Source organism: Marisediminitalea sp. (genome assembly GCF_984433645.1).
Genome location: NZ_CFIDRX010000011.1, coordinates 33,727 through 47,277, shown reverse-complemented (window position 1 = coordinate 47,277; position 13,551 = coordinate 33,727). Strand labels below are relative to the sequence as shown.

9 protein-coding genes are annotated in these 13,551 nt (G+C 51.8%); 4 read left to right on the top strand and 5 right to left on the bottom strand.

Going from position 1 to position 13,551, the window contains the following annotated elements; translation table 11 throughout:
- From AC4MRN_RS03030 to AC4MRN_RS03015, 4 genes are all read left to right on the top strand, one after another.
- Positions 1-1,082 (top strand): efflux RND transporter periplasmic adaptor subunit (locus tag AC4MRN_RS03030; protein ID WP_491202484.1); only part of this gene is annotated, 1,082 nt, incomplete at its 5' end.
- A 20-nt stretch (positions 1,083-1,102) separates the two neighbouring features.
- A complete protein-coding gene (locus AC4MRN_RS03025; RefSeq protein ID WP_491202483.1) occupies positions 1,103-4,249 on the top strand; it encodes an efflux RND transporter permease subunit in 3,147 nt (1,048 codons plus the stop codon).
- A 124-nt stretch (positions 4,250-4,373) separates the two neighbouring features.
- A complete protein-coding gene (locus AC4MRN_RS03020; RefSeq protein ID WP_491202482.1) occupies positions 4,374-4,745 on the top strand; it encodes a cupin domain-containing protein in 372 nt (123 codons plus the stop codon).
- 117 nt (positions 4,746-4,862) lie between these two features.
- Positions 4,863-6,401 (top strand): carboxylesterase family protein, encoded by a 1,539-nt coding sequence (locus AC4MRN_RS03015; RefSeq protein ID WP_491202481.1) that lies wholly within the window; start codon positions 4,863-4,865, stop codon positions 6,399-6,401.
- Between the two features lie 18 nt (positions 6,402-6,419).
- Here the strand turns inward: AC4MRN_RS03015 and AC4MRN_RS03010 are convergent, their stop codons facing one another.
- The 5 genes from AC4MRN_RS03010 to AC4MRN_RS02990 all read right to left on the bottom strand — a co-directional run bounded on the left by AC4MRN_RS03010 (position 6,420) and on the right by AC4MRN_RS02990 (position 13,486).
- On the bottom strand, positions 6,420-7,184 hold the full coding sequence (locus AC4MRN_RS03010; RefSeq protein WP_491202480.1) for a DUF6445 family protein: 765 nt from the start codon (positions 7,182-7,184) through the stop codon (positions 6,420-6,422).
- 150 nt (positions 7,185-7,334) lie between these two features.
- Entirely contained in the window at positions 7,335-8,861 is a 1,527-nt protein-coding gene (locus tag AC4MRN_RS03005) for a glycoside hydrolase family 30 protein (protein ID WP_491202479.1), read from the bottom strand.
- A gap of 98 nt (positions 8,862-8,959) precedes the next feature.
- The gene (locus AC4MRN_RS03000; RefSeq protein ID WP_491202478.1) at positions 8,960-11,512 is read right to left on the bottom strand and encodes a carbohydrate-binding protein; all 2,553 of its coding nucleotides are present in this window, start codon (positions 11,510-11,512) and stop codon (positions 8,960-8,962) included.
- Between the two features lie 236 nt (positions 11,513-11,748).
- Positions 11,749-12,771: a cupin-like domain-containing protein gene (locus AC4MRN_RS02995; RefSeq protein ID WP_491202477.1), complete on the bottom strand. Its 1,023-nt coding sequence runs from the start codon at positions 12,769-12,771 to the stop codon at positions 11,749-11,751.
- Positions 12,764-13,486, bottom strand: coding sequence for a SapC family protein (locus tag AC4MRN_RS02990; RefSeq protein ID WP_491202476.1), 723 nt, complete (start codon positions 13,484-13,486; stop codon positions 12,764-12,766). Before AC4MRN_RS02990 ends, AC4MRN_RS02995 begins: the two co-directional genes overlap by 8 nt.
- Between the last annotated feature and the right edge of the window lie 65 nt (positions 13,487-13,551).

The window sequence follows — 13,551 nt, the reverse complement described above, 5'->3', positions numbered from 1 at the left end:
ACGAAGAACACGAAGAACACGAAGAACACGAAGAACACGAAGAACACGAAGAACACGAAGAACATGAAGAACACGGCGGCGTAAGTCTTTCCGGTGAGCAGGTGGCCATGGCTGATATTCATCTGGATACGCTGGAGCCTCTTAGCCTAAGCGAGTCTGTGTATGCGCCGGGCGAAATCAAAGCCAACGGTTATCAAAGCTACATAGTGTCACCGCGCGTAAGCTCGGTGGTGGTGAAGCGTCATGCCGCACTTGGTGAGCAGGTAAAACAAGATCAGCCACTGGTGTCGCTATTCAGCGAAGACATGATCACGGCCCAAAGTGAGCTACAAACCGCCGCCGTTGAATGGCAGCGTATCCGCAAATTGGGGCAAGCCGCTGTTGGCGAAAAGCGTTACGTAACCGCGCGCAATGACTATCAGGCGGCGTCACGGCGTCTTCAGGCGTTTGGATTGTCACTGAAAACCATCGATGAAATCGCTGAAACACCGGATTATCCATTGGGCGAGTATACGCTGGTAGCACAGGCTGCGGGCGTGGTGATGACAGACGATTTCAATCAGGGTCAACAAATCGCACCGGGACAGGCACTCATGCTGGTCTCTGATGAATCGCAACTCTGGGTAGAAGCCAGGCTGCCTGCGCACAACGATTTGCACCTGGCCGCTGGGCATACTGCCAGCGTGGTTGTGGGTGATATTGCCGCAACGGCAACGGTTACGCAGGAATCCCACACTATCGATCCGGTAAGTAGAACGCGAACTGTGCGATTGAATCTGAACAACGAGGCACACAAGTTTCACTCCGGTATGTTTGCCGACGTGTATTTCAGCGGTCCACAGGCGTCACGCGTGCTAGCGGTGCAGGAAAGCGCCCTGATGCGCGACGCCGATGGCGATTGGCAGTTGTTTGTTGTAGACGAAGACGGCGAACTGGTACCCAAAGTTGTGCAGCTGGGTAATCGCTATGGCAAATGGCAACAAATCAGCGGTGTTGAAGCAAACGTGCGGTTTGTGAGCCGCGGCGCGTTTTTTGTGGCATCGGAAATTGCCAAAGGCGGATTCGATCCGCATAACCATTAATTGTCGGTCAGGAGATAACTATGTTTTCAAACCTGATTGAAGCCGCCGTACGGCTGCGATTTATGGTGCTCTGCGTGTTGGTCGGGCTTGGCGTATTTGCCGCATTGATGATCCCGAAACTCAACCTGGACGCATTTCCGGATGTGACTAACATTCAGGTGGCGATCAACACCGAAGCACCAGGCCTGGCCGCTGAAGAAGTGGAGCAACTGATTACCTATCCCATTGAGGCGGTGATGTACGCTCTGCCTGATGTTGAAGAAGTGCGCTCGATTTCTAAAACCGGTTTATCGGGCATTACCGTGGTGTTCAAGGAAGGCACTGACATCTATTTTGCTCGCCAACTGGTATTCGAGCGCCTGCAAGTGGCGTCAGAGATGATCCCCGACGGTATCGGCATGCCCGAAATTGGCCCCAATACCTCCGGCCTTGGCCAGGTGTATCAGTATTTGCTAATCGCCGAACCGGATTCTGGTTACGACGCTATGGCATTGCGCAGCCTGAATGACTACCTGATTAAGTTGTTACTGATGCCGGTAGACGGGATCACCGATGTGCTCTCATTTGGCGGGCAGGTTAAGCAGTATCAGGTCAATCTGTACCCCAATCGACTGCTGTCGTACAACCTGACTCAGCAGGACGTGATGGATGCGCTGGCCCGCAACAATAACAATGCGGGTGGCTGGTATCTCGACCGCGGACCCGAACAGCTGGTGATCCGCGGTGCAGGCTGGCTGGCGTCCGGTGCAGAAGCACTCACGCAGATTAAGCAGATACCGCTGACTACTGAGGGCAGTGGCATCGTAACCATTGGTGATGTCGCCGCCGTTGAGCTGGGCGCAGAGATTCGTCAGGGCGCGGTAACAATGTCAGTGCGGGATGAAAACGGCTCTATCACACCCCGGGGTGAAGTGGTGTCTGGCGTGGTACTTAAACGCATGGGCGCCAACACAAACGCCACTATTGAAGGTATCAACGCGCGAATCGACCTAATCCAGCAGGCCTTGCCTAAAGGTGTTCATTTTGAACCCTACTACGATCAGGCGGCGTTAATAAAACAAGCGGTCAATACTGTGGTGCAGGCGCTGTTGCTGGCCTTTGTGTTTATTGTCATTGTGCTTGCGCTGTTTTTAATGAGTGTCCGTGCTACCTTGCTGGTATTGCTGTCGATTCCGGTGTCGATTGGGTTAGCGCTGTCGGTACTCAGCATGCTGGGCATCTCAGCCAACCTTATGTCGCTAGGTGGCATCGCGGTAGCAATAGGCATGCTAGTGGATGGCTCTGTTGTGGTGGTAGAAAACATCTATCAAAAACTGCAACAGCGTGAACCTGAACACTCGTCGATCTCGGAATTAGTTGTGCAGGCCACTCAGGAAGTGGCCAAGCCGGTGTTTTTTGCGACCCTGATTATTCTGGTGGTGTTCACGCCGTTATTCAGTTTTGAAGGGGTAGAGGCCAAACTTTTCCAGCCCATGGCGGTTGCCATTATGCTGGCGCTAGTGTGTGCGGTAGCCGTGGCGCTAATTTTTGTGCCAGTGCTGTCAGTGTTGGTGCTGGGATTGCGCACGCCGAAAGTACGTGAAAACCGCGCATTACTCTATTTAGAATCTAAATATCAAAATGTGCTTAGTGCATGTTTGAATCGTCCGAAGTACCTGCTGTTTTCGATTGCTGTGCTATTGGCTGGCAGCGCTATTGTCTTTCCGCAGTTGGGTACCGAATTCGCACCAGAACTTGAGGAGGGCACTATTAACTTAAGGGTGACACTGGCTCCATCGTCAAGCTTAACAACCGCTCTTGACGTTGCGCCTAAGCTCGAGGCTATCCTGCTGGAATTCCCTGAAGTCACCTACGCGGTAAGTAAAATAGGCCGGGCCGAAATTGGCGGTGACCCGGAACCGGTGAACAACATTGAAATCTACCTGGGCTTAACGCCGGTAGATCAATGGACCACCGCGTCGAATCGTCTGGCCCTGCAAACTGAGATGGAAAAGGCGCTGGAAGTGCATCCTGGGCTGTTGTTCAACTTCTCCCAACCCATTGCTACCCGGGTAGACGAGCTACTGTCTGGAGTGAAGGCCGAGTTAGCGATAAAACTCTTCGGACCGGATCTGAATGCCCTTGCTGAGTATGGGCAGCAGATCACGTCTGCAGTAGCCACAATCAGCGGTACCCGCGATGTTGCCATGGAGCAAATCAGTGGTGAAGCGCAATTGGTGATAAGGCCCGATCGCAATCAGTTAAGCCGGTATGGGCTGGATGTCGCCGGTGTGATGAATTTGGTGCAGCAAGGTCTCGGCGGACAAGCTGCGGGCCAAATCATTCAGGGCAACGAGCGTTACGACATTCTGGTGCGCATCGATTCCCAGTATCGCAATGACATTGCAGCATTAGCCGAATTACGCCTTCGCTCTGCCCAAGGCGCGTGGGTACGTTTGCAAGATGTTGCCACGATTGCCATTGAGTCCGGTCCGCCGCAAATTCGCCGTGATGATGTACAGCGACGTGTGGTGATCCAGGCGAACGTGGACGGCAGGGATATGGGCAGCGTAGTGAGTGATATTCGCGATGCCATTGATACCTCGGTCAAACTACCCGCCGGATACACCGTGCAAATAGGCGGGCAGTTTGAAAATCAGCAGCGCGCAATGCAGCGGCTGATGCTGGTGGTGCCTGTGTCATTGGCGCTTATTGCTGTGTTGCTGTACCTCGCATTTGGTGAGTTGAAACTGGTGATGCTGATTATGGTGAATGTTCCCCTTGCCGCAGTTGGCGGGATATTCTCGCTGTATGTAAGTGGTCACTATTTGTCAGTGCCCAGCTCGGTAGGATTCATCACTTTGTTTGGGGTGGCGGTACTCAACGGTGTGGTGATGGTTGAGAGTATAAATCAGCGCTTGGCGAATCAAGGGGCTCGAGCCAATACACAAAACGCCATTGATGCCATCAAAGACGGCGCTCGCTCTCGGTTGCGACCCGTGCTTATGACTGCGCTCACATCGGCACTGGGATTACTGCCTATGCTAATGTCGAATGGCTTAGGTGCGGAAATCCAGAAGCCACTCGCGGCGGTGATCGTAGGCGGTTTGGTCACCTGCACGCTGCTAACGCTGGTTGTATTGCCAGTGTTGTATGCGCGATTTGTGAGCCATGCCCGTTCACAGTGAATTCCACTAAACCTCACCTGTGACTCAACAGGATCTGCCCGGCAAGCAAGGCGAATCAGCCTAACTTGCCGGGCATTCTCACTATACTGGCTGGCTAACACTGTTTACTGATTAGGAAGCCGTTATGTCTCGTCTAAATACTGTTGTCCAGCATCCCGCTGCCGCGCCTGAAGAAGGCTACATTAACCCAGCTATTTTGTTAGCGGGAAATCCACTGCTACAAAAATGGGCACCAGATTGCATTGCCGGTGACAAGATCAAAGTTGGCGTAATGGGCGGCGAACCGGGCACCAACCGCTCAATCAAAGACGGTGTGTTTGAGTTCTGCTATCTCATTGAAGGGGTGATTGAGCTAACTGAAGACGGCTGTGAACCCAAGCTGTATCACGCCGGCGATACCTTTTATATGGAGCCAGGCTACAAAGGGCAGTGGCGTACTATTGAGACCTATAAAAAAGTGTACGTGTGTGTTTATGGGTTAGATAACCCACAGTAATCCTGCAGGTTTTCGGGTTCTGTCGCTAATTCGAACGTTCTAAATCAGGCAGGCGCTGCACTTTCTCACCAATCACTGATATGGTGTGCCTTACATATTTTGTAGGATGAACAGAAAGTGAAGCAATTGATTGCAAAAGTTGTCCGTCTTGTCGTAACAGCCTCAGCTGCGTTCTCGATAGCGTTGGCGTTTGTAAGCTGCGCCAATGCTAATTCCAGTGCGGTTGAGGTGCGTATTGGTGAGTCAGTACTGCATGGTGAAGCTTATGGCTCTGTGCGGGCTTTCAAAGGGATACCCTACGCCGCCTCTCCAGAAGGCCAAAACCGATGGAAGGCGCCTCAACCCGTTAACTATGCGGATGACATTGATGCTTCCCGCTATGGCGCGCAGTGTCCGCAGCGCACCGATCAAATCACCAGTGAAGATTGCTTGTTTATCAATGTCTTCACCTCTGCAAAAAACGATTCCAACACAGCTATTGAGCCTAAACCCGTTCTGGTGTGGATCCACGGTGGTGGCTACGTAGGCGGTTCCGGCAATCTTGATATGCGCGCCGTGTCCCACTGGCTTTCCCAAGACGTAGTCGTGGTGTCCTTTAATTACCGCTTGGGCGTACTCGGCATTTTTGCGCACCCAGCACTTGATATGAGTGAGGGAGCGAACTTCAGCGTACTAGACATGGTGGCCGCCCTTAAATGGGTGAAAAGCCATATCAGCGTATTTGGAGGGGATCCAGATAATGTCACCATTGCTGGTGGGTCTGCAGGTGGCATGGCGGTACAAATGCTGATGGTAGCACCGCAAAGCGAGTCGTTATTTCACCGTGCTATCTCACAAAGTGGCTACGGTGCCTGGCCCTTACCCAGAACCAATAATTTAAAGCCGTTACCACAGAGCCTGAATGCACAGGAATATGCGCAAGTGCTGGCATCCAGAGTGATTAGCAAAGCGGCTTCATCAGTGAAAGCGGAAGACTTGAATAATGTATCAGCCAGCCAATGGGTAGAGGCAGTTGAAGGATTTCACTTACCTGTGGCTGACGGGGTAATTCTGCCAGATGAACCGGGTGTCGTGTTTATGCAAGGGCGTCAGCACGATGTGCCTTACATGAGCGGAGGAAACAGCTACGACGGTAGCGTTTACCCCTGGTCTGGCGTACCGGCGGCACGCATGATTGAACTGGCTGGTAATGAAGCCTCGGGTATTAAAGGCATTTATAAGCTTCCCGCACTTCCCGATGGTAATGGGTATCAGTCGCTACCTTACCAACATCTGTTTGGTGATATGCGCTATGTACTAGCGGGCTCGGTAACTACTGAGGCGATGCAAAATAAGCGTAGCCAGGGGTATCGTTATTTCTTTGACGTTACTCGTGGCGGGGAACCCGGTGCGCATCATGGGGCCGAGGTGAGTGCCTTGTTTTACCCTTCCTCACTGCTCGGTGTACAACACATGCAGCGCTACTGGCTGCAATTTATCAAGTACGGCAATCCCAACACGGCAGGCCTGCCTGAGTGGGAGCCGGTAGACACCAGTGGCGCAAACTGGATGGTATTTACGGCCAGTAGCGCTACGCAAGTGCCCCATATTCGTAGCGATAAGCTGAAACTGCTGAATAAAGCTTATAAGGCCAGGCTTAGTCCATTAGTCCGTTAGTTATGTAGTCAATTAGGGTTAATAGGCGCGTATAAACACATTTACGGTGAGTCGGCCAGTTGCAGGATTGGCCGATAAGTCCCGGGTTGGGTCAATCAGCCCGCTGTGCAGCAAGGTCCCAGGGTAGATAACCAGCCGATTGGCCCGGTAATCTATTTTGCCCAAACGCTCAAATTCATCGGTGGAATCCGAAAAGTAACCGGTAGATTTTGTTTTACTTAATGATTCAGAGCCGCGATGTATGGCGTCTGCTGCATCGCGCGATGCTTTAAATGTTGGCCAGCGTGCAGCGGTAATATTTTCGTATCCTGTGGGGCGATGTCGATAGAACCCGGTTCCCTGAAAATCCTGTTCATTGGTATACAGCATTACCGCAAAGTCACGCTGGGAGTGTGAATCAAAATGCGGAAGTTGCTGTAAAGGGTCTAAGAATTCAGCTGGAGTATTGGCAATGCTCAGCCAGGAACCCTGATTGCTAAAGGTTTGCTGTGGGGGCAAGTGATACGCCTGTCGAATGATATCGGCACTGGCAGCAATGATGGCCTCGCGTAACCGGTCTGGACAGCGGGCACGTATACCGGGGTAATAGGTGTGTGTCTCAGTGGTGTAGGTTTGTTCGCAGGCTAGTTGCCTGACAGCATTTATGGATTGTATGGCATCGTCAATCAGGATCACCCGGGTTTTCTCTGCACCAATTTGCAATACATGACGCCGCGCGTTGGGGTTAGGCGCAATGGCGGCTTGAGAATGAGTTTGTGTTGATGAAAAAAGGTGGGTGTCCATAATGTGCTTTCTGTTAACTCGCTGAAAATAAATGATTTAATTTTTAAGAAAAGTGGGTGTCCAGAAAAAGTGCGAAAAGAGCGCTCATAATTGGAATTTGTGGACACCCACCTTTTTAGTGGGTGTCCAACAATCTGCGTTTCGACTTTATCACCACTTCACTGTGACCACGCTGTTGGCGGGCAGCGTGAGCTGCCAGTAGGTTTTGTTTGCGCCAATGGTGATCACCTGTTCCTGGTCGTGCGGGTTACTCAGGACACTCACTGTGCTGCCGTTGGGATTGGTAAACGCCACGGCCTCAATACGGTTTACCGTCTCAGGCGTGATTTCAATGCGTGTTGCCCCTTCGCGAATAAAGCGGGAAAACTGCCCCATTAGCCAGTATTCAGGGGTTTTGTACCAATTGGCGCTGCTGCCTTTTTCCTGAATGATCATGGTGGGTCCCACCACGCCCAGTTTGTTGTAGGGCCCCTGATTGGCTTCATCAACCTGCTCTGGCAGCATGGTGACCCACGACAAATACGCTGTAGACCAGTGACGCAAATGACGAATAATGGCCTGATAGCCGCGATTCGGGTTGTCGTTGCCGGCCCCCCACAAGCTGCCTTCAGAAAAAATGACGTCTTTGTTTGGGTAAGCGGCGTGCACCGCAGCCATGGCTGACGAATCGCCGCCATAATGGTGGAATGCGGTACCGTCCACGTAGTGGGCTTTACCTATTTCGGTAAAGGAGTCGAGCTGCTCGATAGCTTGTTGCCAGTAGTCGAAGTTGTGATCCAGTGTCCAGATTTTTACCGGAAGATCCTTTCCGTACTCGCCGCCGATGTTATGGAAGTTTTCATAAACCGCAATCAGTAAATCGCGCTCTTGTTGCCAGCTTAACACCATGCCAGGGTAAGCGGGTGGCTCAAACTGCCGTTCGTTCTGAAGGGTAATGGCATACACTGGGATGCCTTCATCGGCGTAGGCTTCAATGAAGTTACGTAAATACTGAGCATAAGCAGCGTAGAATTCTGGCAGCAGGGTGCCGCCTTGTACCATTGAGTTGTGCTCGCGCATCCAGGCGGGCGGGCTCCAGGGGCTGGCCACAAACCGCACCGGGTTATTACTCGCTGCACCCACCTCAAGCGCCATTTTCAGGGTGTCAATAATACCCAGCTCGCGATTGCGCTGAATACTGAACGGGCTGTCAGGACTATCCTGAAAGCTATACCAGCCATTAGGGTGGCTTGTGGGTGTCTTCGCTCTGGTACCGTCGGAAAAATCAGATGTGCCAATGCTAATTCGAAACAGGTTCATGCCAATGCCGTTTACCGGATCAATAAGGGCGCTTAGCAGAGCCCGTTGCTGGGCTTTTGATTTGTTCTTGCGAATGGCATACACGGTAGAGTGTTCCAGTGAAGCGCCTATCCCTAAGATAGTCTGAAATCTCTTCTCGGGTTGTAGGGTGAATACCGGTGCGTTGAATGCTGTAACTGCATTTACTTTAATGGGACTCAGTGTGTGACTGATGTCATTTTCAGGCCAAGGCGAGGAATACCAGCGTTGGTCATTGGGGTGAAGCTCGGTGGATGCCCAGGCCTGTGGATTTGGGCCCTTCGAAGAAGTATCGGGGGCTGCACAGGCTGAAAGACCGGGCAGAAAACAGAGTAGTAAGCAGGAAATTCGAAAAATCATAAATGACTCAATAGGTGATTTACAAAGGCAAATAAAAAAGCAGCAGACTTACCAAAAGCGAAATAAATCTGCTGCCCAAGTTACACTAGCGTGCGCGCTTAGTTTTGCTCAAACTGCATCCAGTTGAGGTTCCAGGCGCCGCCCAGTGCGGTGAGTTGCAGCTCTTGTTCACCGGCTGCTAGGGTCACGGTTGTTGAAATAGTCGTCCAGTTTTGCCAGTCACCCGTGTCAGGTACCGAAATACTGCCAACATTTGTGCCGTTCATACTAAAGGCAATGCCTTCGGAGCCGCCCGAACTGGCAATACGCAATGACACAGTGTATTCACCGGCTTCGGCGACCTCGACGTTATATGTCAGTGTATCGCCGGGATCGGTATAGCCAAGGTTCTGACCGCCGCCCTCGTCCTGGGTGTCTTCCACCTGGAAGCCTGACTGACCACTGAAGTGCTCAGCTTCGATTAAACCCGGAATACTGGCGTAGAAAATTTCTGTGGCAACTTCGTTAGACGCGTAACTCTCTTCGCCGTTGTCGGCGGTGACAATGTAGTAATACGTCACGCCTTCTGCGGTAGTCGTGTCCAGATACATCTCCGCTTCCAGCCCTTCGGCAACTAACTGATAGTTGCTGCCAGATGACGTGGTGCGATACACGTTGTAGGTAGCATCGCTTACGCCTGTCCAGACCAGGCTCATGCCTTCAGCTGTTTTTTCCAGCGTAAGGTCCCGGGGCGCGTTGGGAAAGTTAAAAATATCGGCTGGTTCGCTGGCTGTTAGTGCAGATTTCACCGGCTCATTCACTTCGTATTCAATGGCAGACATACTCGCAAAGTAGGCTTCAATGTCTTCCAAAGAGTCGTTGTTCAGATCAATACGAGGCATGGCTGCTGCGCTGATATCTGCGCCATTTTCCGGGGCAGCAGGCAGCAGATAAATCTCAGCCCAGGTATCTGATGAACCGACGTCTACGAAAGAGCCCGACAGCCAATAAGATTCACCACCGGTGAGTTGTACCGCCTGATACACGCCGCCGTTGGCAAAATTACCGTTAGCTGTGATGCGCAGAATGCCATTGCCTTCAGCCATGTACCCCACTTCCGGGGTCAGATTATCATCAGCCGGCGACGCGTCGGTTGCACTCCATTCAATCCAGTCGCTGGCAGTATCAAACGCACTGTTTTGCAACACATTTTCGCCGCTGGACTGCGCGACCAGCTCGAGGTCGTCAATACGGATATCCTGATTACCACCCAAAGATCCTGACTTCACAATCAGGTAGAAAGTTTGGTCAGTGTCGGTTGGCGTGACAACTTTTGACGGTGTCTCACATGCATCGGCCAGCGTGGTATCCCAGCCTGCACAGCTCCATGTGCTGGCTTTCGCGAGCAAGCGCTCTCCTTTGTTGGTTACATAACCCCAGGTGCCATTGCCCTGGCCGCCGTTGATAGTCATTACTTTGTAGGACCAGGCAGTTGCCGCCCAGCTTAATTCGTTGTAACGGTCGAAGGTGGCACGTGTAATGGCGCCTCCCTCTTCTCCCAACCCTGTCCAGGGCTGCATTTCACCAATCAGGAATGGGGTGTCCAGTTCGCGTATTTTCTCATCCCACTCGCACACACCCGTAGTGCCATTCTGGCCGCATGTCAGCCAGTCGCGATGGACGTCATAGCCGATTTCACCCCAGCCAAAAATACCCGGGTAGAAGTGCATTTCAAACGCGACATTAGTCATACCGGCGTCTTTTGGATCGCCGTACGCATCAATACCGCTGTTATGACCTGGCAAGATAACAATGTGGTCTGTGTCCACCTCACGAATGGCGTGATACAGCTCTGTTACGTTTTCGGCGAGTGTTTCAGCGTCTGTACCCCAGGGTTCATTAAGCACACCATACCCAGCTACAGCGGGTTCATCTTTATAGCGTGTAGCAATTTGCTGCCATAGCCAGGCGGTCCTGGCCTGATTGTCGGCGGCGTTGTCGCCGTCCCAGTATTCGTTTTTACCCGCACAGCCGCTGTGATGCTCCCAGCCTTGTGCACCAGCAGCGCCGTGTAAATCCAGCACCACCCACATGTTACGGGACTTGGCTTCGGCAATGGCTTGGTCAAGATATTGCCAGGCATCGTCCCGTAGTGTCATTGGGTTGTTAGCGTCTTCGATGAGTTGATAAGGAAATGGTAGGCGGATCAGGTTAAAGCCCGCTTCCTGCATAATGTCCCAGTCACGGGTGGTAATGAAGTTGTCGCGGTATACATCCATCAGGCGGGCGCGTTCATCGGCACCGAAGCGTTCATCCAGTTTGCCTTCAAAAGTACATTGGTCTTCTATACCTTCGCCAACCGGATTGCCGCCGTTGTCGAACATCCACATTTCCAGCATTAACCAGTTGCCCAGGTTTACACCGCGTAATGAGACGACTTCGCCCTGCTCATTCATCCAGCGCTCGCGACCGTGGCTCAGCATGCTGTATTGCTCACTGCCGGGGGCAGGTTTGGGCGGTGCGAAGTCATACACGGTCTCGCCGTTGTGTTTGTTTGCATCGCTGGCTTGATCCAAACTGCAGGCTGTCATGTTCAGGGCCAGGCCCCCTAACGCAAAAAGCTGTGCCAGTTTGGTTAGCGTAAACTTATTCTGTTTATTGGTTGTTTTCACCGGTCATCTCCGAGTTGCTCCATTGGTTTGTCGGCGTGCTTGAATCAACAAGTTTGCAACAATCAGTTAACCAAAATTTCTTTCAGGAGGATTCCGACTGCAAGCAAAATGGCTAATTAGAACGTTCGGATTAAGGTCAGAACGTCTGTTTTTTCTGGGCTGGCAGGGAGTACGCGCAAATTGGCGAAAGAAAGGAGTGTGTGCAATTGCAGTTGACCACGCTGAAATGACCGGCGTTATCTGTTCAAAGATTGCAGCAACACACTGCGAAGTCGTCGTGCCATGGCATCATTCATTTCCCCTAATGGTCCTCTGGCGTGATCGGGAATATGGGCATACGCTTCTGGCGTTGATTCAAAAACATAGTGGTTGAACATGTCTTGCCAAATCTGCTTTTCGTTGCCGGGCAAATGGGCGATTGCCAGCAGCGCGTGGTTAAGGGCATTAATTGGTGCGTCGGCGAAGTCGGGCGTGGTGCGCCACCAGTAATTCACCAATACGTTAAACGGTGCTAGCGCCGACACCTCATGCCACCACATGCTGGGAATAAAAAGTGCGTCGCCGGGCTTCAATTCGGCTACCTGAGCATGTTGAAGTGCATTTTTAAATTTCGGGTATTGCTGGTAGTCAATATTATGCAGGTCGACCAGGCTGACGGGTTGACCCGACGGCGTCACATCCAAAGGACCTATATATAAATTGGCGGTTTGGTTGGGGGGAAATAACGTAAAGCGGCGAGAACCGGCAACGCAGCAAGCTATGTTTAGCGGCAGGTCCTGATGAATCGCGACCCGTGTTTGGTTACCAATCCACAAACAATTGCGCGGTTTAGCGTGAGGTACCGGCACCGGCGGGTTGTGTTGTTCAAAGCCGGGTAGATAGTGTTGCAAGTGAGTGCCGCCAATAAACAGCGAATGAGGTTCTGCTACGTTGGCTTCCTGATGCAGACGCTGCAGCACGGTATCCAGTGTGGCGGCGACTTTGTCAAAATTAAAACCGGTTAGCGTGTCGTTATAAAAAAATCGGCCTTGGATCTCGGGCTTGCCATAGAAGAATCCTAATGTCTCTCCTGTGTAATAAGTGAGCATTTGCTTACTTAATGCTTCGCTACTTTCAATGCCTAACTTCACTGCTTGCCAGTGCGCAATATAGCCGGGTAGTTTTACCGGCACAGTCGATTCCAATAGCGCGGCTGGTAACGCCTCGCCGGGGTTAAGCTGCAGGGATTGGCAAGCAGGAATATCCAGTGTATTAACCACGGCTCGCCGCCTGTTTGCGATCGATAAGGCTACGAAAATTGCTGTGGCTGGCCAGCACGTAATAGAGCAATGGCAATACGTTTTGCTGATGTAATTCGGCTATGGCCTCTTTGGGCAGAGTGCTTAACCGCTCTTCGTTAATGGTGTAGTAGCCAGTCAGGCGATGCTTTGTCTGGTTGTCCAACGTGACATCAAGGAAAAAAGGTTCGAGTAACTCGTAGCGTGACAGCAAATCATAAAATACCTGAGTTTCGCTCTCTCGCTCACGAATGGTTGCCAGTATATCGGTGACCTGTTGCAGATATTCACTGTGGCCGCCATGTGGTAGAAACAAAGGTTCACCGTCGTGTTCACTGACCTTAGGACTGTCCATGTCTATCAGCAATACCGGGTGTGCGGCGCTGTTGTCGGCAGCAGGCTGTATGCCGATTAAAAAGGGTTGGCGTTCGATCATGAGCGGGATGTAGCTGGCGTCCCAGCCCTTATCATTCAGATACAGGTTTTCCTGTTGTTCAAAACCGAGTAGCGCAACCGCCTGATAGGTGTGTGTCTTGTCATTACGAATAAACACCAACGGGTATTCGTGCTGTAAGCTTCGAAATTCAAAAGGGAGAGCCAGGGTCATATTCAATGGCTCATTGAGTGCCGGTGAGTGGTGGCGAACCACGCGGAGGTCTTTGTGTGTCACATTGTTAAGGACGACAGCATTGGTCATAAATTGCTCCTGTATAAAAACGCAAAAAACGGCGCGACACTTACCCGCAGATAAGTGAGGCACCG